Below are 22,780 nucleotides of genomic sequence, written 5' to 3'. Positions count from 1 at the left end.
GTGACTTTCATTAGTCAAAATCGGTTTTCGAGCAAGCGGGAAGTGGGCACGTGCGCCACGCGCCGGTGTGGCTCGGGTCGCTCAGCGGTCGGAGCGTCCCCAATCTTTGTTGATCGCCAGCGCCGCCAGCGTGCAGATCGCACCCGACAGAAGGTAGGCACCGACCGACCAGAGCCCGACCTTGCTCGCCAGGGTCAGCGCGACGAGCGGCGCGAAGCCGGCGCCGATCAGCCAGGCAAGGTTCGCGACCGTCGCCGCGCCGGTATAACGCCGGGCGGCGGAGAAACGGCCGTTCACCGCGCCCGAGGACTGGCCGAAGGCGATGCCCAGCAGGGCGAAGCCGGTCATCATGTAGACGATCTCGCCGAACGCGCCGGCGTTGAGCAATTGCGGCGCGAAGCCGCTGTACGCGCCGATCAGGACCGCCGAGACGCCGAGCACCGCGCGCCGCCCGACCCGGTCGGCGATGACGCCCGACGCCAGCATGGCGAGCACACAGACGACCGCGCCGATCATCTCGATGACCAGGAATCGCTCTGCCGATTCGCCGGTATAGAGGGTGACCCACGACAGCGGGAACACGGTTACCAGGTGGAACAGTGCGAAACTGGCGAGCGGGGCAAAAGCGCCCAGCGCGATCGTGCGCCATTCGATGCGGACGGTTTCCCAAAAGGGCGCGGCCTGGAGTTCGCGATTCTCGAACAGCTTCTGAAAGTCGGGCGTGGCGACGAGACGCAGGCGCGCGAACAGCGCGACGACGTTGATCGCGAAGGCGACGAAGAACGGATAGCGCCACCCCCAGCTGAGGAAATCGGCCTCCGACAAGGTGCTGAGGAAAAAGGCGAACAGTCCGCCCGCGACGATCAGGCCGAGCGGGGCGCCCAGCTGTGGAATCATCGCGTACCATCCGCGCCGATTCTCGGGCGCGTTCAGCGACAGGAGCGAGGGCAACCCGTCCCAAGCGCCGCCCAGGGCCATGCCCTGACCGATGCGACACGCCGCCAGCAGCCACGCCGCCACGATGCCAACCGAGGCATAGCTCGGCAGGAACGCCATCGCCATCGTCGACCCGCCGAGCAGGAACAGCGAGATGGTCAGCTTGACGCCGCGACCGTGGTTGCGGTCGATCCACATGAACAGCGCCGAGCCGAGCGGCCGGAACATGAAAGCAAGGGCAAAGAGCGCGAAGGAATAGAGCGTCCCCGTCACCTCGTCGACGAACGGGAAGATCAGCGACGGGAAGACCAGGACGGAAGCGATGGCGTAGACGAAGAAGTCGAAGAACTCGCTGGTCCGACCGATGACGACGCCGATCGCGATCTCGCCCGGCGCGATCTTCTCGCCGTCCGCATGAATTGCGGCGGCGTCGCGTTCGAGCGACGTCGAGTCGGCGGCGCCGCGTCCCTGGCCGCCCTGGCCCATCGTCATCGACGCTGCACTCATCGTCCTATCGCTCCCGCAACCCACCCAGGGGTAATCCGTTACAACGCGTATTGCCCGATTAGGTGCATGGTGGGGGATAGGACAAAATGTCCACTGTCGGAAACAGCGGGCCCGGGCTTAAGCGCAGCATCATGTCCGATAGCTCTTTCTCCGCGATGCGGCGCCGCCTGACGGCGATGGCCCTGCTGCCCGCGCTGGCGGTGCTCGCCGCCTGCAACAAGCAGGTGCTCGATCCGGCCGGCGACATCGCGCTGCAGCAACGCGACATCATCTACATCTCGACCGCGCTGATGCTCGTCATCATCGTGCCGGTGATGGCGCTGATCTGCGTGTTCGCGTGGCGCTATCGCAAAGGCAACAAGGACGCGACCTACGACCCCGATTTCCACCATTCGACCTCGCTCGAACTGGTGATCTGGTCGGCGCCGCTGCTGATCATCATCTGCCTGGGCGCGCTGACATGGTGGAGCACGCACCTGCTCGATCCGTTCCGGCCGGTGAACCGCATTTCGGCGACGAAGGCGGTCGATCCGACGGTGAAGCCGCTCGACATCCAGGTCGTCTCGCTCGACTGGAAATGGCTGTTCATCTACCCCGAACAGGGGATTGCGACGGTCAACGAACTGGCCCTTCCGGTCGACCGGCCGGTGCGCTTCCACCTGACGTCGTCGAACATGATGAACACCTTCTACGCGCCGACGCTGGCGGGCATGATCTACACCATGCCCGGCATGCGCAGCACGCTGCATGCGGTACTGAACAAGCCGGGCAAGTTCGAGGGGATGTCGGCCAATTATTCGGGCGCCGGCTTTTCCGACATGCGCTTCACCCTGTACGGCGTGAACGCCCGCGCATTCGACGCCTGGGTCGGCCGGGTGAAGGGCGCGCCGATGACGCTCGACACGCCGACCTACCTCGAGATCGAGAAACCGACCGACAAGGTGCCGCCGATGTATTTCGCGCGGGTCCAGCCGGGCTTGTTCGACCGTGTCTATCAGCGCTGCGTGCGTCCCGGCACGCCGTGCATGAGCGACATGATGCGCCACGACAAGGATGGGGCCGCGATGCCGTCGATGCACGGCAGCCAGCCGCCCGCCGGCGAAAAGCCCGAAGGCGCGATCTTCAAGGGTGGAGACGAGAAGAAGGTTTCGCCCAAGCGCGGTGACGAGCGCCGGAACCCGCCGGGCAATGCCGACCCGGACAACCCGAACAACCGCGATATGTCCCGCCTCGACCTGCGTACCGGCGCCCCGCGCGCCGAAGCGGCTTAGGATCAACCCATGTTCAACGAACCCCTGTCCAAGATCATCTTCGGGCGCCTTGGCTTCGAATCCTTCCCGCTGCACGAGCCGATCCTGCTCGTCACCTTCGCCGGCGTCGTGCTCGGCGGGCTCGGGCTGCTGTTCGTCGTCACCAAATACCGGCTGTGGGGCTGGCTGTGGCGCGAATGGTTCACGACCGTCGACCACAAGAAGATCGGGATCATGTACATGATCCTGGGCATCATCATGCTGCTGCGCGGCTTTGCCGATGCGATCATGATGCGCACGCAACAGGCGATCGCGTTCGGCGGGAACGAGGGGTATCTGCCCCCGCACCATTATGATCAGATCTTCACCGCACACGGGACGATCATGATCTTCTTCGTGGCGATCCCGCTGGTCGTCGGCCTGATCAACTATGTCATGCCGCTGCAGATCGGCGCGCGCGACGTGGCGTTCCCCTACCTCAACAACCTCAGCTTCTGGCTGACGGTGGCGGGCGCGCTGCTGGTCATGGCGTCGCTGTTCATCGGCGAATTCAGCCGGGCGGGGTGGCTGAACTATGTCCCGGTCGCGAATCTGCAGAATTCTCCGGACGTCGGGCCGGACTATTATCTTTGGGCGCTACAGATAGCGGGCGTCGGCACGACGCTCAGCGCGATCAACATGGTGACGACGATCATCAAGATGCGCGCGCCGGGCATGACGATGATGAAGATGCCGGTGTTCTGCTGGACCGCGTTGTGCAGCAACGTGCTGGCGGTGGCGATCTTCCCGATCCTGACTGCGGCGTTCGCGATGCTGATGCTCGACCGCTACATCGGCACTAACTTCTTCACCAACGATCTTGGCGGCAACGCCATGATGTACTGGAATCTGGTGTGGATCTGGGGTCACCCGGAAGTGTACGTGCTGGTCCTGCCGGTGTTCGGCATCTTCTCGGAGATCACCTCGACCTTTTCGGGCAAGCGCCTGTTCGGTTATTCGTCGATGGTCTACGCGACCGTCGTCATCACCATCCTGTCGTTTCTCGTCTGGCTGCACCACTTCTTCACCATGGGGTCGGGGGCGAGCGTCAACAGCTTCTTCGGCATCGCGACGATGGTCATTTCGATCCCGACGGGCGCCAAGATCTTCAACTGGCTGTTCACCATGTACCGCGGCGACATCCGCTACGAACTGCCGATGATGTGGACGGTCGCGTTCCTGCTGACCTTCACGGTCGGCGGCATGACGGGCGTGCTGCTGGCGGTGCCGCCGGCGGACTTCGTGCTGCACAATTCGCTGTTCCTGGTCGCGCACTTCCACAACGTCATCATCGGCGGCGTGGTATTCGGGCTGTTCGCCGGCATGACCTACTGGTTCCCCAAGGCGTTCGGTTTCCGGCTCGACCCGTTCTGGGGCAAGATCGCCTTCTGGGGCTGGGTCATCGGCTACTGGATCGCGTGGACGCCGATCTACATCGTCGGCCTGATGGGCACGACGCGGCGCCTGAACCACATCAGCGACCCGTCGCTGCAGCCGTGGTTCGTGATCGCGGCGATCGGTGCCTTCATCATCGGTATCGGCATCCTGGCGTTCATCATCCAGATCGCGGTCAGCATCCTGCGGCGCGACCAGTTGCGCGACACGACCGGCGATCCTTGGGACGGCCGCACGCTCGAATGGGCGACCAGCTCGCCGCCGCCGGCCTATAATTTCGCCAAGACGCCTGTCGTCCACGACCTCGACGCCTGGTACGATATGAAGGCGCGCCACGCCGCGCGGCCGGAGACGGGCTTCACCCCGATCCACATGCCCAGGAACACCGGCGCGGGCGTGATCCTGTCGGCGCTCGCGCTGGCGCTCGGCTTCGCGATGGTCTGGTACATGTGGTGGCTGGCGATCCTGTCGTTCGTCGGCATGATCGTCGTCGCGATCGGTCACACGTTCAACTACGACCGGGATTATCACATTCCGGCAGAGGAGGTGGCGCAGGTCGAGGACGCCCGCACCGTCCTGCTGGCGAAGGGAGCCGCGGCATGAGCACGGCGATGACGAAGGACGACGACGCGCCCGTCTTCTACCTCGACGAGAGCGAAGGCCACGGCCATACCCACGCCCACACCGGCCCCGGCGGCAGCACGATGCTGGGGTTCTGGATCTACCTGATGAGCGACGCGCTCATCTTCGCGACGCTGTTCGCGACGTACGGCGTCGTCGGCACCAGCTATGCCGGTGGGCCGGGGCCGCGCGAGCTGTTCGAACTGCCGTTGGTCGCGCTCAACACCGCGATCCTGCTGACGTCGTCGATCACCTATGGCTTCGCGATGATCGCGATGCAGGAAGGCAGGCTCGGCGGCACGCGCGGCTGGCTGGCACTGACCGGCCTGCTGGGCGCGGCCTTCGTCGGTGTCGAGCTCTACGAATTCTCGAAGCTCGTCCACGAAGGCGCGACGCCGCAGACCAGCGCGTTCCTGTCCGCCTTCTTCACGCTGGTCGCCACGCACGGTCTGCACGTGACCGTCGGCATCATCTGGGTCGGCGTGATGCTGATCCAGCTGAAGCAGCGCGGCCTCACTGCCGACAACCGGCGCCGGGTCATGTGCCTCAGCATGTTCTGGCACTTCCTCGACGTCGTCTGGATCGGCGTGTTCACCTTCGTCTACCTGCTGGGAAGCCTGCGATGACCGATACCACCCGCCCGGCGGAAACCGGCTATGGCCACGGCGCCGGCCACGACGTGCCGACGCACGAGGACGAACATCTGCACGTCTCGCGCCGCGGCTACCTGACCGGATTTGCGCTGTCCGTCGTCCTGACCGCCATCCCGTTCTGGGCGGTGATGACCGGCGCGCTCAGCACCAACTGGACGGTCGCCGTCGTCGTTGCCGCCGCCGTGGCGCAGATCCTGGTCCACACCATCTATTTCCTCCACGTCAACACGACGTCGGAAGGCGGCTGGACGCTGATGTCCTACGCCTTTGCCGCGGTCATCGTGCTGATCGTGATCGCGGGATCGTTGTGGATCATGTACCACCTCAACACCAACATGATGCCGATGTCGGCGATGGACGGAACCCCCTGACGACGCGCCGCCGCCCGTATCTCGCGCTGATCGCGGCGCTGGTGACGGCGGCGCTGGTCGGGCTGGGCGTGTGGCAGCTGGAGCGGCGGGCGTGGAAGCTCGATCTGATCGCCCGTGTCGATGCACGCATCCACGCCGCGCCGACCGCTTTTCCGTGGGGTGGTGGCGATCCGAAGGATCTGGAGTACGCCCGCGTCCGGGTGACCGGCGTATTTGACCATGATCGCGAGACGTTCGTGCAGGCGCTGACGGCGCGTGGGGCGGGCTTTTGGGTGCTGACGCCGCTGCGGACAGCCGATGGCACGGTTCTCATCAACCGCGGTTTCGTGCCTGAGGATCGCCGCGATCCATGGAGCCGTGCTGCCGGGCAGGTCGCCGGGCCGGCGACGATCACCGGCCTCGTCCGGCTGAGCGAACCCGGCGGCGGCTTCCTGCGCAGCAACGACCCTGCGGCCGATCGCTGGTATTCGCGTGACGTCGCCGCCATCGCCGCGGCGAAGGGGCTGGGGCGGGTCGCGTCCCACTTCGTCGATGCCGACGCGACGCCCAATCCCGGCGGCTATCCCGCCGGCGGGCTGACCGTCGTCTCGTTCCGCAACACGCATCTGGTCTATGCGCTGACCTGGTTTGCGCTTGCCGGTCTCGCCGCATTCGGCACCTGGCTGTTCTGGCGCGGTGAGCGGCGCGCATGACCGAGCCACCGCTCCTGGCCCTCACCCGCCGCCGCGGCGATGCGCCGGACGATAGCGCCGCGGCCGAGAACATGCGCCAGCTCGTCCAGCTGCGCTGGATCGCGGTGGCGGGGCAGACGGCGACGATCCTGCTCGTTCATTTCGGGCTCGGCGTACCGTTGCCGACAGTGCAGATGCTGGGCGTCGCGCTGGGGCTGGGTCTCGTCAATCTGGCAACGACGCTCGCCGCGCCGCGACACCGCGTGAGGACGATCGAGATCATGCTCGCGCTGCTGCTCGACATGGCGGCACTGACGCTTCAGCTCTATTTCAGCGGAGGCGCGGGCAATCCCTTCATTTCGCTCTATCTGCTGCAGGTCGTGCTCGGCGCGATCCTGCTGCCGCCGCCCGCCGCGGTCGTGCTGGTCGCGGCGACGGGCGCGAGCTACGCTCTGCTCACCATCCGCGCGCTGCCGCTGACGCTGCCGAGCGGCCTGATCGCCGACAGCGCCGATCTGTTCGCGATCGGGCGGTGGATCGCCTTCGTGATGGTCGCGGGGCTGCTAGTGATGTTCATCGCCCGCATCAGCCGCAACCTGCGCGCCCGCGACGCGCACGTCGCCGACCTCCGCCAGCATGCCGCCGAACAGGATGGGATCGTCCGCATGGGTCTGTTCGCCAGCGGCGCCGCGCACGAACTCGGCACCCCGCTCGGCACGCTGTCGGTGATCCTTGCCGACTGGCGCCGCATGCCGGCGATCGCCGGCGACCCGAGCCTGGCCGCCGATGTCGCGGAGATGCAGGGCGAAGTCGGGCGCTGCAAGGCGATCGTCAGCGATATCCTGCAATCCGCCGGTCAGCCGCGCGGCGAGGCCATGGAACGGGCCAGTGCTGCGACGTTCCTGAGCGACTGTGTTCAGACCTGGGAGCGGCTGCATCCCGACGTGTGCCTGGCTTATGAACCGCATGGTCTGGACGACGTCACCCTGGCGGTCGATCCGGCCCTGCGTCAGGCGATCTGGAACCTGCTCGACAATGCCGCCGAAGTGTCGCCTTGGGGCATCGACTGTTTTGCGCGGGTCGAGGGCGGGCAGGTGGTGGTCACGGTCGCTGACAATGGCCCCGGCTTCACGGCGGAGGGGCTGGCCGGCGTCGGCAAGCTCTATCGCTCGACCAAGGGCGAGGGACACGGCCTGGGCCTGTTCCTCGCCACCAATCTCGCGCGTCGGCTGGGTGGTCGCCTGGAAGCGCGTAACCGCGACGATGGCGGCGCCGAGGTCCGGCTGATCCTGCCGGTCGCAGGGAACGGAGCATGACGATCGACACCCCCAGCCTGGTCATCGTGGAAGACGATGCGACCTTCGCCCGCACGCTCGGCCGCTCGTTCGAGCGCCGCGGCTACCGCGTGCGGATCGCCGCCGACGCGACCGCCCTCGACGCCCTCCTCGTCGAGGAGGTGCCCGATCATGCCGTCGTCGACCTGAAGCTCGGCACCGGGTCCGGCCTGCCCTGCGTCGCGCGGCTCCATGCGCTCGACCCGGCGATGCTGATCGTCGTGCTGACCGGCTATGCCAGCATCGCCACCGCGGTCGAGGCGATCAAGCTGGGCGCGTGCCAGTATCTCGTAAAGCCGTCGAACACCGACGACATCGAAGCTGCGTTCAGCAAGGCGGCAGGCGATCCCGACGTGGACATCACGGCCCGTCCGTCGTCGATCAAGACCCATGAGTGGGAGATGATCAACCAGACGTTGGCGGAAACGGGGTTCAACATCTCCGAAACCGCACGACGCCTGGGCATGCACCGCCGTACGCTCGCGCGGAAGCTGGAGAAGCGGCCGGTCAAATGAGCGACGGGCCGATGCCCCCTCTCACCCGCTCGTGCCGAGCTTGTCGAAGCACCGTTCTTCGAGCCACGAGGACGTGGCGGGTGTATCGGAGTTCGGCCTTTCGACAGGCTCAGGGCCAACGGCGGCAGGGCAATGGAATGGATCGCAGCGGATTGTGACACCCGGTGTCCCCAAACCGTCACGCAGCCGTAACCAAATCCGCACGCTAGCGTAACATTCCCCCGCCAAGGGCCGCGCAACGCATGGCGTCATCGGGCGCCGCGCGACATCCATTCGCTCGGGGGGAGCATCATGACCATAGTCCTCACCGGCGCTCGCGCATTCGCGGGCGTCTCGATTCTCGCACTCGCCGTCGCTGCCAGCAGCGCGATCGCGCGGCCGAACGATCCCGGCACGCCGAGCGCGACCACGCCGGTCGCCGGGCCGACGGTGTCGGGGCGGGTCTATGATGCAACCGGCGTCGCGCTGCCGGGCGCGCGGATCGTCGTTGAGGCGACAGGGGTCGAGGCGACGACGAACCTGCAGGGCGAGTTCACCGTCGCGGTGCCGAGCGCCGAGGGCGATGTCAGCCTGCGCATCGACTATCTCGGTCGCGACGTCGTGCCCTACACCGTCACCGCCGCCGATCGCGGCCGGCCTGCGATCATCACGCTGCCGGCTGCCGGCGGGGCGGGCGACATCGTCGTGACGGGCCAGTCGCTGCTCGATAACACCGCGCGCGCGCTCAACCAGATGCGCCAGGCCGACAACACGGTCACCATCCTGTCGTCGGACGCCATCGGCCGATTCCCCGATCCCAACATCGCCGAAGCATTGCAGCGTGTCGCGGGCGTCAGCATCGAGCGTGACCAGGGCGAAGGCCGATACATCAACGTCCGCGGCGCGCCGTCGGAATGGTCGGCGGTGTCGGTCGACGGCGTCCAGGTCCCCTCGGTCGACCCGACCACCCGCGCGGTCGATCTCGACACCTTGCCGTCCGACATCGTCGGCAACATCGAAGTCACCAAGTCGCTGCTGCCGTATCAGGACGCCGATTCGATCGCCGGCGCTGTCAACATCTCCACGCGCTCGCCGTTCGACCGCAAGGGCTTCGCGCTGACCGGCATGGCGGGCATGAGCTACAACCAGTTCGGCAAGGGCAACGATTATCGCGCCTCGGCCTCGGTCAGCGAGCGCTTCGGCGCTGATCGGCAGTTCGGGATTCTGCTGTCGGGCAGCTTTTCGAAGACCGATCGCCAGCCGGACAACGTCGAAAACACCTGGTCGCAGACGCCGGCAGGGCTGCGCGTTACGGAGACCCTGTTCAAGGATTACCGCACGCGTCGCACCCGCGTCGCCGGCTCGGGCGCGTTCGAATGGCATCCCAGCGACCGCACCCAGCTGTGGGTGCGCGGCACCTATGCCCGGTTCAAGGACAATGAATTCCGCGACCGCATCGGCATTCTGTGGAGCGAGGGAACGCTGCAGGCCGGGTCGACCGACACCGCGGCGACCTACATCAACACCCGCATCGAAAAGCAGATCCGCCACCGCATCCAGGTGAACGAGATCTGGTCGATCACCAGCGGGATCGAGCAGAGGCTGGGCGACGGCACCGTCCGCCTGGACGGCGCGTATAGCGAATCGTCGCAGACCTATCCGCGCCGCGACGAATTGCTGTTCCGCTCGTCGCTGCGTCCGACGCTCAGCTACGACTTCGGGACCAGCGCCGATCTTCCGGTCTATTCGCTGTTTACCGGCGGCCAGCACCTCCAGACGGGCACCTATGCCTTCCGCGAAAATACCTATCGGTCGAACACGACCAAGAATGACGAATTGACCGCGGCGCTGCGCATCGACCTGCCGGTGACACTCGATGGGAAAACGATAACCTTCACCAGCGGCGGCAAGTATCGCGAACGCAACATCGCCGCCGACGAGGAGCGATTCCGCGATCGCCGCACGACTGCGGGCCCGACGCAGACGCTCGCCAGCTTCCTGACCGACGAAGGCTCGCGCAATTTCGATTACAACCTCGGCAACCGCATCAACGGCGGCCTGGCCGATGCCTATTTCGACGCGACAAAGGCTGCGTCCGAACGCCGCCTGCCGCAGTCGCTGACCGCGGACTATACCGCCAACGAGAAGATCCTCGGCGTCTTCGGCATGGGCAAGGGCGAATTCGGCGGCACGACGCTGATCGCCGGTCTGCGCGTCGAGACGACCGACTTCCGCGCGCAGGCGCCCAGCGTGTCGCGCACCGGCGCGATTACGACCGCGCTCGGCAAGTCGGGCTACACCCGCTTCTTCCCGAACGTCACCGTTCGCCAGGCCTTCACGCCGAACGTCATCGCACGCTTCGCGCTCAGCCGCGCGATCAATCGCCCGAACTTTCCGCAGATCGCGCCGCGCATACTCGAAACGACCGAAGGCAACACGGTTCGCGTCGAATTCGGCAACCCCGATCTGCGGCCGACGCTGTCGAACAATATCGACGCGGGGCTTGAATATTACATCCGCCCGCTCGGCCTGATTGCGATCAACGGCTTCTACAAGGACCTGTTCGACTATCGCTACACCGTGACGAGCACGGGCGTGTACCAGGGCGCCGCCGCGATCCTCAGCCGGCCGGTCAACGCGCCCGACGGCAAGCTCTATGGTGTCGAGCTCAACTGGCAGCAGCAGCTGAGTTTCCTGCCGGGTGCGCTGGGCGGGTTCGGCGTGTTCGCGAACTACACCTATACGCAGGGCGATGCGCGGTTCGACACCAGCTATGGCGGCCGGCGCGACTTCGCGTTGCAGGGCCAGTCGAAGCATATGTGGAACGCGTCGCTGTTCTACGAACGCGGCCCGGTCAACGTCCGCGTCGCTTATACCAAGCGGTCGGATTATCTCGACGAGATCAACGCCGACAACGCTGCGCTCGACCTCTATTGGGAAGGCCGCGGCCAGCTCGATGCGACCGCCAGCCTGCAGCTGATGAAGGGCATCAATCTGTTCTTCGAAGGCAAGAACCTGACGAACTCGGCGGGCGTTCGCTACTTCGGTCAGCGTCAGCGCGTCTATGAATATGAAAAGTTCGGTTACACGCTGTTCGGTGGCGTGCGGGTGAAGCTGTGAGGGCGGCCGTCCTAGCCCTGCTGCTGGGCGGTTGCGCGACGACCCCGGTCGCGCCGCCACCCCAGCAGGCACCGCAGGTCGCCGCCGCGGCGGAAACCGATCCGGTCGATACTGCCCACGATGCCGCCGACGATCCCGCGATCTGGCGAAACCCGCGTAACCCGGGCGCCAGTCTGGTGATCGGAACCGACAAGAAGGCGGGGATCCACGTCTACGATCTGAATGGCAAGCGGGTATCGTTCACGCCGGCGGCGCGGCTGAACAACGTCGACCTGCGCGACATGGGGGCCAAGGGCGTCGTCGTCGCGGCGAGCGACCGGGCGGACGTGAACCAGGCCCATGTATCGATGTTCGCCCTCGACACCGCGGCGCGCCGGCTGGTGCCCACCGGCCGCTTTGCGGTCGGCAGCGGTGAGGCCTATGGCATGTGCTTGTGGCGCCGCGCGAAGGACGCCGCGCTGTTCGGCTTCGTCGTGCTGAAGGACGGCCGGATCGATCAGGTTGCGATCGATCTGTCGGGCGCAACGCCGGGGGTGACGAAGGTCCGGGAGCTGAAGCTCGGCACCCAGTCCGAAGGCTGCGTCGTCGACGACCGCACGGGCAAGCTCTACGTTGCCGAAGAAGACGTCGGGCTGTGGCGCTTCGACGCCGATCCCGCCGCGCCGACCACTGCGACGCCGATCGCCAAGGTCGATCGCCAAATCCTGTTCGACGACGCCGAAGGGCTGGCACTCGCGCCCAAGGGCCGCGACGGCGGATACCTTGTCGTGTCGAGCCAGGGCGACAATGCCTATACGCTCTACCGCCTGCCCGACGTCGCCTATGCCGGCCGCTTCCGCATCGGCGGCGGGCCGATCGACGGGACCAGCGATACCGACGGGATCGAGCTTATGCTCGGCGATTTCGGCCCGAAATATCCGCGCGGCCTGTTCGTGGCGCAGGACGGCGACAATGCGCCGGACACGCAGAATTTCAAATATGTCAGCTGGGCCGACGTCCTGCGAGCGCTGGGGCTGCGCTAGGCCGAGTTTCCGTCAACGCCCTGCCGTCACTCGAATATGGGTCGAGCGGCAGGGCATGTACTTGACTTCTCCCCCGACAAGTCGGACCAGATCGTAAGATACGGTTCGACAATGTGGGACGGAGAGGCATGTATACCCGCCGCGAGGCTATCCGCACGACGGCGCTGACGGGCGCTGGTGCCGCTCTGTCGACCAAGGCGGCCGCCGCCGAGCGAGGCGCGGGATTCATGCCCGCGCCGATCCGCTGGATCGACGGTACCGCGCCTGCGGTACATTTCGGCCAGACTTTCGGCGTCGCCTGGCCGCGCGGCGTAGTGAGCAAGCGCACCGCGTTGGCGCTCGCGACCGCCGATGGCGCGCGCGTGGGCGGCCAGAGCTGGACCGTCGCGACCTGGCCCGACGGTTCGGTGAAGTGGAGCGCACACGCGCTTCCCGCCGATACTGCGCCTGCCGGCGTGACCGTCGTCCAGGGCAAGCCCCGCGCACCGACCGATCCGGTGACGGTGCGCGAGACCACCGACGCGATAATCGTGTCGAGCGGCGACCTGCGCTGGGAATTTCCCCGGACCGGCAGCGTCGTCATTCGTGGTGCATGGCAAGCGAGCCGCCAGCTCGTCGGCCCGGTGCGGCTGGTCGGCAGCGTCCGCAGCGATCCCGAGGGCGGCAGCATCACACAGTTCGAAGGCACGATCGCCACTGTCACCGTCGAGCAGACCGGCCCCGTCCGCGCCGTCATCCGTGTCGAGGGCAAGCATCGGCTCGGCACGCGCGACTGGCTGCCCTTCACCGTCCGCTTCTACGCGTACGCCGGCACGCCGTCGCTCAGGATCGTCCACAGCTTCATCTATGACGGCGATCCGGCAAAGGATTTCCTCGCCTCGCTCGGCCTCAGTGCCGAGGTGCCGATGCGCGGCGCGCTGCACGACCGCCATGTGCGTATCGCGCACGACCGCCAGACCTTCGTCGAAGCGGTGCGGCCGCTGACCGGCCTGCGCCGCGACCCCGGCGCCGCGTTCCGCACCGCGCAGATTGCAGGCAAGGCAGTGCCGCCGCTCGACCAGATGGCGGCAAGCGTGCGCGGCAGCCTGGACCTGATCCCCGCCTGGGGCGACTTCCGGCTCGAACAGGCGAATGCGAACGGCTTTACGCTGACGAAGCGCACCGCACCCGGTCATGCGTGGGTCGACAGCGACGAAGGCCGTCGAGCCCCGGGCCTTGCCTATGTCGGCTCACCTACGGGCGGTGCGGCGATCGGGGTTCGCTATTTCTGGGAACGCCACCCCAGTGCGATCGACATCGACGGCGCGACCGGCGACACCGCGCGCCTCACCGCCTGGCTGTGGTCGCCGCGCGCGCCGGCGATGGACCTGCGGCCCTATCACGGCACGGCGGGGATGGACGATTACAAGAGCCAGATCCGCGGGCTCGACATCACCTACGAGGATTACGAACCCGGTTGGGACACGCCGACGGGCATTGCGCGCACCAGCGAACTGACGCTTTGGGCACTGCCGGCGACGCCCGAGACGCCGCGGTTCGAGGCGATGGCAAAGGCTGTCGCCACCCCGCCGCAGCTGATGGCCGCGCCCGAACACCTCCACCGCGCCGGCATCTTCGGCGACTGGAACCTGCCCGATCGCACCAGCCCCAACCGCACCGCGCTCGAAAACCAGCTCGCCAACATGCTCGACTTCTACGATCGCGAGGTCGATCAGCGGTCGTGGTACGGGTTCTGGGATCACGGCGACGTGATGCACACCTACGACAGCGACCGGCATCAGTGGCGCTACGACATCGGCGGGTTCGCCTGGGCGAACAGCGAACTCTCGCCCGATCTGTGGCTATGGTATCACGTCCTGCGCACGGGCGAGCCCCGCGCGTTCCGCTTTGCCGAAGCGATGACGCGGCATACAGGCGAGGTCGACGTCTATCACCTGGGGCGTTTCGCCGGATTGGGCACGCGGCACGGCGTCCAGCATTTCTCCGACAGTTCGAAGCAGACGCGCGTCAGCAACGCCGCCTATCGCCGCATCTTCTTCTACCTGACCGGCGGCGACGAGCGGGTCGGCGATTTGATGCGCGCGCTGGTGACGTCCGACCGGTCGCTCGCCGGGGTCGAGATCGGGCGCAAGACGCCGTCTGCGAACGTGCGCCCGCCTGCCGGCATGATCGACATGACCTTCGGCACGACGTGGTGCACGATCGCCGCCGCCTGGCTGACCGAGTGGGAGCGGACCGGCGACACGCGCTGGCGCGACCGGATCGTTGCGGGGATGGACAGCATCGGCCGCCTGCCGAACGGCTGGCTGGAAGGGAGCGCCTGGTTCGACCTCGCCTCCGGCCGCTTTATGGGGCAGGACAAGGGCATCCGCATCAGTCACCTCAACGCCGCCTTCGGCGCGCCAGAGATCAGTGCCGAGCTGATCGCGCTCCTCGACGTGCCGCGGTACAAGACGGCGTGGCTCGACTATTGCCGTTGGTACAATGCGCCGAAGGTCGAATTCGAAGCGCGGTTCAAGAGCCGTTGGATCAACCGCAATCTGCGCGCGAGCCATGCACGTCTGACCGCCTATGTCGCCAAGATGGAGAATGATGCGACGCTTGCCAACCGTGCCGTCGAGGAGTTCTACGGCGCCGACGCCGGGCTGATGGTCGAGCCGAGCGATCCGCGGCGCACGGTGGGCGGCGTTACCGAATGGCCGGGCATCTCGACCAACGCCGCGTCGCAGTTCGGGCTGACCGCCATTCAGATGCTCGACCTGGTCCCCGCCGCCCTCGACGCCCGCGCCTTTCCGCCGCGGCGGGCGCGCCGCCCCGGGGAGGGTGAATGAGGGCCCTGCTGATGGCTGCCGCGGTTCTCAGCCTCGCCACGCCTGCCGCGGCGCAGGTCCGCAGCTTCGCGCTCGATGCGGCGAAACCCTATGACGGCGATGCCGGGTTCGAGGCGCCTGGGCTCTTCTCCGTCAAGGTACAACCCGGCAACTACCGCGTGACGGTAACGCTCGGCCTGCCCAAGCAGGCGACCGACACGACGGTGAAGGCAGAGGCGCGCCGCCTGATGCTGGATGCGGTCAAGGTGCCTGCGGGCAAGCGGGTCGAGCGTAGCTTCATCGTCAACGTGCGCAATGCCGCCATTACCCCGCCCGAGGCCAATGCGCCCGGCGCGACGATGGTCGATCTGAAGCCACGCGAGAAGGGCAGCTTCACCTGGGACGACCGGCTGACGCTGGAATTTGCCGGCCCGAAGCCCGGCGTGACCGCGGTGAGAATCGAGCCGGCGCAAGTGCCGACGCTGTTCCTGCTCGGCGATTCGACGGTGACCGACCAGCAATTCGAACCCGCCGCAAGCTGGGGGCAGATGCTGACGGCGTTTTTCAAGCCCGACATCGCGGTCGCCAATCACGCGGAATCGGGTGAATCGATGAAGTCGTTCGTCATGGCCAAACGCTTGGCCAAAGTGCTCGAGAGCGTGAAGCCGGGCGACACCGCGATGATTCAGTTCGGCCACAACGACCAGAAGGCCAACTGGCCACAGACCTATGCCGCCGCCGACACGACCTATCGCAGCTGGTTACGCGTCTTCATCGATGAATTTCGCCGTCGCGGGGCGAGCGTGATCCTGATCACCTCGCCGGAGCGGCGCAACTGGACCGCGGACGGCCACATCCGCTCGACGCTCTCCGACTATGCCGCGGCGGTGAAGGCGGTCGGCGCGGAGGAGAAGGTGCCCGTCATCGACCTCAACGCCGCCAGCATGCGAATCTACGAAGCGCTGGGGAAAGAGCGCGCTCCGCTGGCCTTCAACGACGGCGGCAAGGACGCGACGCACCACAACAACTACGGCGCCTGGCTGCTGGCGCGTGCGGTAGCCCAAGGCATGGCCGAAGCGGGGCTGCCGCTCGCCGCGCACCTTCAGGGCGACCTCACGCATTTCGACCCCGCCCGCCCTCCGGCGCCCGAAACCTTGGCGCTCGCAGCCAGCGCGCGCACCAGTGGAGTCCGTCCCGATGGCAATTGATCGCCGTACCCTGCTCGGCGCCGGTGCTGCGACACTGGTCGCCGGCCCTGCGCTTGCCCAGATCCCTGCGGCATCGGAGCGGATCACCCTGTGGCCGGGCCGCCCGCCCGGGGAGCCGGCCGCCGGCGTAAAGGACGTGGTGATCCAGCGGTCTAAGACGCCGGGCGACCTTGCCTGGACCAGCGTCGGCGACCCCGTCGTCGTCATCGCACGCCCCGCCAAGCCCAATGGCGCCGCGTTGTTGATAATTCCGGGCGGCGGTTACACCCGCGTCGCGACCCGCCGCGAATCAAGCGGTATGGCGATCGACCTCGCCAAGCGCGGCTATACGGTCTTCGAACTCCTCTATCGACTGCCGCACGATGGCTGGGCGGCGGGCCCTGACGCGCCGCTTCAGGATGCCCAGCGCGCGATCCGGCTGATCCGGGCGGGTGCGGGCAAGCGCTGGGCGATCGATCCGACCAAGATCGGCGTGATGGGCTTTTCCGCGGGTGGGCATCTCGCCGCGCGGATCGCGACCAGGTTCGCGCTCAAGACCTACGACCCGGTCGATGCTGCCGATACCCTGTCGCCACGGCCGATGGTCGCAGGGCTGTTCTATCCGGTCGTGACGATGCTCGACGACGGTGTCCATGCGTCGTCGCGTCGCGAATTGCTCGGTGCCCGCTCGAGCGATGCCGAGTCGCAGCGCCGCTATTCGGCGCAGCTCGACATTCCTGCCGATGCGGCGCCGTGCTTCGTCACCACCAATACCGATGACAGGACGGTACCGGCCGCCAACAGCCTGTTGATGTACGCGGGTCTGGTGGCCGCGAAGATCCCGACCGAACTCCATATCTTCGACCGCGGCGGCCACGGCCCGCCTGCACCGCGCAAGAACGGACAGGCGATAGACTGGCTGGGCATGTATCTGGCCTTTGCCGCCGATCACGGATTGCCGGGCCAGGGCGCAGCAGCCTAGACCGTCAGGGTGAAGACTGAAGACCTGACCCCGACCCTATCGCCCGAAGAATCGATCGCCCGCGGCGTCAAACGCCCGCCCGTGTTGCTCTGGGCAGCGGTGTGCGGGGCGGTAGCGATCGCCTTGCTGCTGATCGTCGGCGCGATCATCGACAGTCGTGGCGGGTTCGCGTTCGATCCGAGAATCACCCTGGCGCTGCGAGTGCCAGGGGACACGGGACAGCCGGTCGGGCCAGGCTGGTTCCACGACGCGATGGTCGACATCACGGCGACCGGCGGGGCGACCGTGCTGACATTGGTCGTCATCGGTACGGTTGCGCTGCTCGCGTCGCGCCGATTGTGGCTGACGGCAGCCCTGACCGCGGCGGCGACCATTAGCGGGTCATGGGCGGTGACGCAGATGAAGTTGCACGTCGGGCGCCCGCGGCCCGAGATCGTCGATCACCTGGTCCAGGTCACCGGAAACAGTTTCCCGAGCGGTCACGCCGCCAACAGCGCCATCGTGTATCTGACCATCGCCGCGATCGGCAGCCAGGTGACCAAGGGCGCGGCGACGCGCAACGTGCTGCTGGCCGGTGCCATCCTGCTGGTCGGCGCGATCGGGTTCAGCCGCGTGTACCTGGGTGTCCATTGGCCGAGCGACGTGCTGGCCGGGTGGAGTTTCGGGACCTTGTGGGCGGCGATGTGGTGGCTGCTCGGTGCGCGACTCAGGCGCCGCGTTCCGCCAGTGCCCGCTCCCACGCCAGCGCATCCTTGACGATCCCGTCGAGGTCGGCGTGCTGCGGCCGCCAGGGCAGCGTGGCGAGGATGGCGGAATTGTCGGCGATCAGCGCATCGGGGTCACCCGCGCGGCGACCCTCCATCCGCCGGTCGATCGTCATGTTGGTCACCCGGTCGACCGCATCGAGCACTTCGAGGACCGAGAAGCCCTTGCCATAGCCGGCGTTGAGGAAGTGGCTCTCGGTCGGGTTGGCGATCAGCAGTTCCAGCGCGTGGACGTGCGCCGCGGCCAGATCGGTGACGTGAATGTAATCGCGCACGCCGGTCCCATCCGGGGTCGCAAAGTCGGTGCCATAGACGCCGACGTGGGTGCGTTTGCCGATGGCAGCCTCGACCGCGACCTTGATCAGGTGCGTGGCACCCGCGGTCGACTGACCCGATCGCCCTTGCGGGTCGGCGCCCGCGACGTTGAAATAGCGCAGCGCCGCAAAGTTCATCGGGTGCGCCGCGGCGACGTCGCGCAACATCGCCTCCGTCATCAGCTTCGACATGCCGTACGGATTGATCGGGCGTTGCGGGTCGCCCTCCGCGACCGGCACCTTCTCGGGGATGCCGTACGTCGCGGCGGTTGAGGAGAAGATGAAATGCTTCACGCCCCCCGTGACCGCGGTCTCGATCAGCGCGCGCGAGGCAGCGGTGTTGTTGCGATAATATTTGAGCGGATTTTCAACCGACTCCGGCACCACCACCGACCCGGCGAAGTGCAGGATCGCCCGGACGTCATGCCGGGCGATGACGTCGGCGACGCCCGCATCCTCGACCGCGATTTTCACGAAGGTCGCGCGGGGATCGACCGCCCAGTCGAACCCGGTGACGAGATTGTCGATCACCACGACCTGGTACCCCGCATCGAGTAGCGCCAGCACCGCATGGCTGCCGATATAGCCCGCCCCGCCCGTCACCATCACGCTGCCGTCGATCATCATCGTACCTTCGTGTTGTCCGGTGGCGGCTCAATCCTATCTAGGCGGGCAAAGCAAGGAGATTGGTTCAATGGAAACGGCTACGTTCGCCGGCGGGTGCTTCTGGTGCACCGAAGCGGTGTTCAAGGACGTGATCGGCGTCGAGAGCGTCGAGAGCGGCTATATCGGCGGGCATGTGCCGAACCCGACCTACAAACAGGTGTGCGGCGGCGACACCGGCCATGCCGAGGCGATCCGCGTCACCTATGATCCCGCCCAGGTCAGCTACGCCGATCTGCTCGACATTTTCTTCGCGACACATGACCCCACGCAGTTGAACCGTCAGGGCAACGACATCGGCACTCAGTATCGTTCGGCGATCTTCCCGCACGACGATGCGCAACGCGCCGAAGCCGAAGCCGCAATCGAACGCAACGGCGAGAGCTGGCCGGCGAAAATCGTGACGACCATCGAGCCGCTGGCGGAATGGTATCCGGCCGAGGATTACCACCAGGACTATTGGGACGCGGAAGGCCAGCGCAATCCCTATTGCCTCGCAGTCATTCCACCGAAGCTTCAGAAGCTGCGCAAGTCGTTCGCTGCCCGGTCGAAGGCGGTCACGGCCGACGCCTGAGGCGGAACCGACCGCTCGGTTGCCGGTTGTGCGGCGACCGAACGGTCTGTTCTAACGGGGATCAATATCATGAGGAAACTTGCTGCAACCGCCATGCTTGTCGCGATGTCCGCGTCGCTCGCTGCCTGTGGTGGCAACGGTGACGACAAGCTGGCGACCCAGGCCGAAGAGCGCGCCGAGGCGAAGGCCGACGAAGTCCGCGCGATGGGCGGCAACGAAGCGACCGCCGAGCGGATCGAAAAGGACGGCGAGCGTCGCGCGGATGCGATCGACGATTCGGACGTCGATGCCGACGAACTGACCCAGGGTCAGAAGAATGCGATGACCGCGCCGCAATAAGCGGATCAGCGGTGGGCGGCGCGACGCAACCGATCGTTTATCGCGTCGCCCAAGCCATATGTCGGGATCGGGGCGACGGCTATACCTGCGCGCGCGCTGGCGTCGGCGCGGTGGAGGGCGTCGAACAGGCGAGCGGCGGCCTGCTTAAGGTCGCCGGATGTGGAAAGGGTGTCGTCGCCGGAAACCGGGCCGAAGCCGATCAGCCACTCGTCTGGTTCGACCGACGTCGCGTTCAGACGCACCGGCTTTGATGGCGCGTAATGCGATGCAAGCTGGCCTGGTGCCAGGACGTTCCCCGGGGAAAGTCGGGGTTCAATCTCGAACCCCGGCGTAACCGGACCTCGGTCGTCGCCGGGGAACAGATCGGACACGGTTATCGGCCCCGGCCGCAGCACCGCACCCGTCCGGGCATCGACGATCGTCGATTCCAACCCCGCACTGGTCGGTCCGTCATCGATCACCAGCGCGATCCGCCCGTCGAGCGTCGCCAGCACATGCTCGGCCCGCGTCGGGCTGATCCGGTTGCTGGCGTTGGCGGACGGCGCCGCCAAGGGCTTGGCGGTCGTCCGAAGCAGCGCCTGCATCGCGCGGTGCGCCGGAACCCGGATGGCGACCGTGTCGAGGCCCGCCGTCACCAGCGTAGAAACAGCCCCCGGCCGCACCGGTACGACCAGGGTCAACGGTCCCGGCCAGAACCGCGCCGCCAGCGCCCGCGCGGCGTCATCGAACACCGCCAGCGTTTCCGCCGCCGCCAGATCCGGCACATGGACGATCAGCGGATTGAAGCTCGGCCGACCCTTGGCGGCATAAATTCCCGCCACCGCATCCGAATCGGTCGCGTCGGCGGCGAGACCATAGACCGTCTCGGTCGGTACCGCGACGCATCCGCCACCCGCAATGACACGTGCCGCTTCGGCAATCGCGGCCTCGCCGTAGGGTAAGGTTTTCGTGCCCGTTGCGCTCACTTTTTCGCGGCTATAGGCGGTTGAGGCACAGCACAAGCGAGAGGATTTGCCCATGCCCTTCACCGCGCCCGTCGCAGAGCAGAAATTCGTGCTGCAACACGTCGCCGGCATCGCTGATCTTGGCGTGGAGGACGATATCCTCGATGCCGTTCTGGAGGGCGCCGGAGCGTTCGCGGCCGGCGAATGGGCGCCGCTTGCCCGCGCGGGCGACACCGACGGCCCGAAGTGGACCGAAGAGGGCGTGAAAATGCCCGCCGGCTATCCGGAAGCCTACAAGGCCTATGTCGAGAGCGGCTGGGGGACGATCGGATCGCCCGAAGGGTTCGGTGGCCAGGGGTTGCCCTTCGTCCTGTCGGCCGCGGTGCTGGAGACGCTCGGCGCGGCCAACATGGGATTTGCGCTGGCGCCCACGCTGACGGTCGGCGCGATCGAGGCGCTGCTGCATCATGGTAGCAACGAGCAGCAAGCCCTTTATCTGCCTAAGCTCTCTACCGGCGAATGGACCGGCACGATGAACCTTACCGAGTCGCAGGCGGGGAGCGACGTGGGGGCGTTGCGGAGTCGGGCGGTGCCGCGCGGCGACGGGACCTACAGCATCACCGGCACGAAGATCTTCATCTCGTTCGGCGACCATGACATGGCGGACAATATCGTCCATCTCGTGCTCGCGCGGACGCCGGATGCACCGGCGGGGACCAAGGGACTGAGCCTGTTCCTGGTGCCGAAATACCGGCTGGATGCCGACGGCAATCCCGGCGCGTTCAACGACGTCCGCGTCGTGTCGATCGAGCACAAGATGGGCCTGCACGCCTCGCCGACCTGCGTGCTGAGCTTCGGCGACAACGGCGATTGCGTCGGTGAACTGATCGGCCCGGAATTCGGCGGCATCCGTGCGATGTTCACGATGATGAACAATGCACGCCTTAACGTCGGGCTGCAGGGCGTGCAGGTGGCGGAGGCCGCGACGCAGCGCGCGATCGCCTATGCCCGCGACCGCGTGCAGTCCGCGCGCGCCTCCGCACCCGGCGCGGGATCGGTGGCGATCGTCGAGCACCCCGACGTTCGCCGCATGCTGCTGCGCATGAAGGCCCAGACGATGGCGGCGCGCGCCTTGGTCTATCTCGCCTGCGGGCAGGTCGATCGCGCCAGTGCGGGTGACCAGGAGGCGAAGGCGCGGCTCGACCTGCTGACGCCGCTCGCCAAGGCGCACGGCACCGACATCGGCTGCGAAGTCGCCTCGATCGGCATCCAGGTCCATGGCGGCATGGGCTTCATCGAGGAAACAGGCGCCGCCCAGCATTACCGCGATGCACGGATCACCCCGATCTACGAAGGCACCAACGGCATCCAGGCGGCCGATCTGGTCGGGCGCAAGCTGGGGCTCGACAATGGCGGCGTATTGGCGCGGCTGGTCGCGGAGATGCGTGGGCAAGCGCAGGACGCCGGGCTGGCGCGCCTGATCGACGATTGCGAGGAGGTCGTGCGCTCGCTGATGGCAGCCGACCCGGACGATCGCCTGGCGGCAAGCTACCCGTTCCTAACGATGCTGTCGGTCGCGGTGTGCGGCTGGCTGATGGAGAAACAGGGGCGCATCGCGGCCGAGGGCGATACGCCGTTCCTCAAGATGAAGGCGGCGGCGTGCCGTTTCTATGTCGAGCAGATCGTGCCCGAGGCGTTCGGGCTGAAGGCGGCGGCGACGGCCAAGGCGGACGTGCTGTACGCGGTCGATGCGGAAACGCTGGCGGCGTAAATTATTGAAGCCCTCTCCC

The 22,780-nt window shown here is 66.7% G+C and carries 19 protein-coding genes; 16 read left to right on the top strand and 3 right to left on the bottom strand.

Features of this window, described 5'->3' with window-relative positions:
- Nucleotides 1-81 precede the first annotated feature (81 nt).
- The gene (locus JW805_14415) at nt 82-1,422 is read right to left on the bottom strand and encodes an MFS transporter (GenBank protein MBN2973209.1); all 1,341 of its coding nucleotides are present in this window, start codon (nt 1,420-1,422) and stop codon (nt 82-84) included.
- Between the two features lie 176 nt (nt 1,423-1,598).
- On the opposite strand from JW805_14415, the gene cyoA reads away from it, so the two are divergent.
- The 13 genes from cyoA to JW805_14350 all read left to right on the top strand — a co-directional run bounded on the left by cyoA (nt 1,599) and on the right by JW805_14350 (nt 18,148).
- Nucleotides 1,599-2,714 (top strand): ubiquinol oxidase subunit II, encoded by a 1,116-nt coding sequence (gene cyoA / locus JW805_14410; GenBank protein ID MBN2973208.1) that lies wholly within the window; start codon nt 1,599-1,601, stop codon nt 2,712-2,714.
- A 9-nt stretch (nt 2,715-2,723) separates the two neighbouring features.
- Entirely contained in the window at nt 2,724-4,730 is a 2,007-nt protein-coding gene (gene cyoB, locus JW805_14405) for a cytochrome o ubiquinol oxidase subunit I (GenBank protein ID MBN2973207.1), read from the top strand.
- An 8-nt stretch (nt 4,731-4,738) separates the two neighbouring features.
- On the top strand, nt 4,739-5,374 hold the full coding sequence (cyoC, locus tag JW805_14400; protein MBN2973206.1) for a cytochrome o ubiquinol oxidase subunit III: 636 nt from the start codon (nt 4,739-4,741) through the stop codon (nt 5,372-5,374).
- A complete protein-coding gene (cyoD, locus tag JW805_14395; protein ID MBN2973205.1) occupies nt 5,371-5,772 on the top strand; it encodes a cytochrome o ubiquinol oxidase subunit IV in 402 nt (133 codons plus the stop codon). The genes cyoC and cyoD overlap by 4 nt, the downstream gene beginning before the upstream one ends.
- Entirely contained in the window at nt 5,769-6,464 is a 696-nt protein-coding gene (locus JW805_14390; protein ID MBN2973204.1) for an SURF1 family protein, read from the top strand. The genes cyoD and JW805_14390 overlap by 4 nt, the downstream gene beginning before the upstream one ends.
- A complete protein-coding gene (locus tag JW805_14385; GenBank protein MBN2973203.1) occupies nt 6,461-7,759 on the top strand; it encodes a HAMP domain-containing histidine kinase in 1,299 nt (432 codons plus the stop codon). The genes JW805_14390 and JW805_14385 overlap by 4 nt, the downstream gene beginning before the upstream one ends.
- Nucleotides 7,756-8,292: a response regulator transcription factor gene (locus JW805_14380; protein ID MBN2973202.1), complete on the top strand. Its 537-nt coding sequence runs from the start codon at nt 7,756-7,758 to the stop codon at nt 8,290-8,292. Before JW805_14385 ends, JW805_14380 begins: the two co-directional genes overlap by 4 nt.
- 291 nt (nt 8,293-8,583) lie before the next feature.
- Nucleotides 8,584-11,391, top strand: a complete 2,808-nt coding sequence (locus tag JW805_14375) for a TonB-dependent receptor (GenBank protein ID MBN2973201.1) — start codon at nt 8,584-8,586, stop codon at nt 11,389-11,391.
- Nucleotides 11,388-12,413, top strand: a complete 1,026-nt coding sequence (locus JW805_14370; GenBank protein MBN2973200.1) for a phytase — start codon at nt 11,388-11,390, stop codon at nt 12,411-12,413. Before JW805_14375 ends, JW805_14370 begins: the two co-directional genes overlap by 4 nt.
- A gap of 128 nt (nt 12,414-12,541) precedes the next feature.
- The gene (locus JW805_14365; protein MBN2973199.1) at nt 12,542-15,244 is read left to right on the top strand and encodes a hypothetical protein; all 2,703 of its coding nucleotides are present in this window, start codon (nt 12,542-12,544) and stop codon (nt 15,242-15,244) included.
- Nucleotides 15,241-16,431, top strand: coding sequence for a rhamnogalacturonan acetylesterase (locus JW805_14360; protein MBN2973198.1), 1,191 nt, complete (start codon nt 15,241-15,243; stop codon nt 16,429-16,431). The genes JW805_14365 and JW805_14360 overlap by 4 nt, the downstream gene beginning before the upstream one ends.
- Complete coding sequence (locus JW805_14355; protein MBN2973197.1) at nt 16,421-17,392, top strand: alpha/beta hydrolase; 972 nt, start codon at nt 16,421-16,423, stop codon at nt 17,390-17,392. Before JW805_14360 ends, JW805_14355 begins: the two co-directional genes overlap by 11 nt.
- 9 nt (nt 17,393-17,401) lie before the next feature.
- Entirely contained in the window at nt 17,402-18,148 is a 747-nt protein-coding gene (locus JW805_14350) for a phosphatase PAP2 family protein (GenBank protein MBN2973196.1), read from the top strand.
- On the opposite strand, the gene galE is transcribed toward JW805_14350, so the two are convergent.
- Nucleotides 18,099-19,094, bottom strand: a complete 996-nt coding sequence (gene galE / locus JW805_14345) for a UDP-glucose 4-epimerase GalE (protein MBN2973195.1) — start codon at nt 19,092-19,094, stop codon at nt 18,099-18,101. The two genes, JW805_14350 and galE, sit on opposite strands and share 50 nt — an antisense overlap.
- 70 nt (nt 19,095-19,164) lie before the next feature.
- Here galE and msrA point away from each other — a divergent pair, with 70 nt between their 5' ends.
- Complete coding sequence (msrA, locus tag JW805_14340; GenBank protein MBN2973194.1) at nt 19,165-19,707, top strand: peptide-methionine (S)-S-oxide reductase MsrA; 543 nt, start codon at nt 19,165-19,167, stop codon at nt 19,705-19,707.
- A gap of 69 nt (nt 19,708-19,776) precedes the next feature.
- Nucleotides 19,777-20,046 (top strand): hypothetical protein, encoded by a 270-nt coding sequence (locus tag JW805_14335; GenBank protein ID MBN2973193.1) that lies wholly within the window; start codon nt 19,777-19,779, stop codon nt 20,044-20,046.
- A gap of 5 nt (nt 20,047-20,051) precedes the next feature.
- Here the strand turns inward: JW805_14335 and JW805_14330 are convergent, their stop codons facing one another.
- Nucleotides 20,052-21,065, bottom strand: coding sequence for a threonylcarbamoyl-AMP synthase (locus tag JW805_14330; GenBank protein ID MBN2973192.1), 1,014 nt, complete (start codon nt 21,063-21,065; stop codon nt 20,052-20,054).
- On the opposite strand from JW805_14330, the gene JW805_14325 reads away from it, so the two are divergent.
- Nucleotides 21,064-22,761 (top strand): acyl-CoA dehydrogenase, encoded by a 1,698-nt coding sequence (locus JW805_14325; protein ID MBN2973191.1) that lies wholly within the window; start codon nt 21,064-21,066, stop codon nt 22,759-22,761. The two genes, JW805_14330 and JW805_14325, sit on opposite strands and share 2 nt — an antisense overlap.
- The last annotated feature ends 19 nt before the right edge of the window (nt 22,762-22,780 follow it).

It is taken from the genome of Roseomonas aeriglobus, assembly GCA_016937575.1.
In the GTDB taxonomy this organism is placed as follows: Bacteria; Pseudomonadota; Alphaproteobacteria; order Sphingomonadales; family Sphingomonadaceae; genus Sphingomonas; species Sphingomonas aerigloba.
This window is presented reverse-complemented; position numbering and strand designations above follow the sequence as displayed.